The organism is Sphingobium sp. BS19 (assembly GCF_027925545.1).
Classification (GTDB): Bacteria; Pseudomonadota; Alphaproteobacteria; order Sphingomonadales; family Sphingomonadaceae; genus Sphingobium.
Window position 1 is genome coordinate 1 of the sequence record NZ_BSEF01000074.1, and the last position, 1,236, is coordinate 1,236.

Genomic DNA, 1,236 nt, shown 5'->3' on the forward strand with positions numbered 1-1,236 from the left:
TGTAGAGGGCGGTGACAAACCAGGCCAATGGAACGCCAGCGATTTGCTGAGCGTGGCGGTTTAAAAACCAGCCATTGGATAGGTTGCTCCTTTTAAGGGGGGTGGCCGGGGATGTTTGCCGTGGAGAGCTACGCCGCCGTTCGGCACTTTGTTTTTGTCGAAGGTAATAGCCAGCGCGAGGCCGCGAAGGTCTTTGGACTAAGCCGCGAGACGATATCGAAGATGTGCCGGTTCTCGCTGCCGCCGGGCTACACGCGGACCAAGCCTGTGGCGAAGCCGAAGTTGGGGCCGCTGCTGCCAGTGATTGACGCGGTCCTGGCAGCGGATCGCATTGCGCCTGTGAAGCAGCGGCACAGCGCGAAACGGATATTTGAACGTCTGCGCGACGAGCATGGCTTTGGTGGCGGCTACACTGTTGTAAAGGATTATGTCCGGCTGTGCCGAGCGCGGGGACGCGAGACGTTCGTGCCGCTGGCGCACCCGCCAGGACATGCTCAGGTGGATTTTGGCGAAGCGGTGGGCGTGATCGATGGTGTCCGCCGGAAGATGCACTTCTTCTGCATGGACCTGCCGCAATCGGATGCCTGCTTTGTGAAGGCCTATCCAGCGGAGACAACCGAGGCGTTTTTGGATGGGCATGTATCGGCGTTCGCCTTCTTCGGCGGTGTGCCGCTGTCGATCCTTTACGATAACACGAAGATCGCGGTTGCCAGGATCTGCGGTGATGGGAAGCGCGAGCGAACACGCGCGTTCACCGGGCTCGTCAGCCATTACCTTTTCACCGATCGCTTTGGTCGGCCTGGAAAGGGGAACGACAAGGGGAAGGTCGAAGGCTTGGTCAAGCACGCCCGATCGCACTTCATGGTGCCGATCCCACATGCGCCCAGCTTCGATGACTTCAATGATGAGCTGTTGAGTCGCTGCCGGGCCCGTCAGGAAGAGCGGGCTGGCCGACATAGCGAGACGATCGGCGCACGGCTCCTGGCCGATCTGGCGGTGATGCGGGCATTGCCAGCAGGGCAGCTCGAGCCGTGTGAGACCAGGGCTGCTCGCGTATCGTCGACCGCCCTGGTGCGCTACCGGACCAACGACTACTCGGTGCCAACCCGGTATGGCTTCCAGGATGTCATGGTGAAGGGCTTCGTCGACACGGTGGTCATCCTATGTGGCAATGAGGAGATCGCCAGACATCCGCGCTGTTATGGTGAGGCCATGTTTGTGGCGAACCCGCTGCAT

Annotated in this window: 1 protein-coding gene; it reads left to right on the plus strand. The window is 60.8% G+C overall.

The features are described 5' to 3' along the window. Positions 1 to 111: 111 nt before the first annotated feature. Positions 112 to 1,236 (plus strand): IS21 family transposase (istA, locus tag QMG56_RS23215; RefSeq protein WP_281825271.1); only part of this gene is annotated, 1,125 nt, incomplete at its 3' end.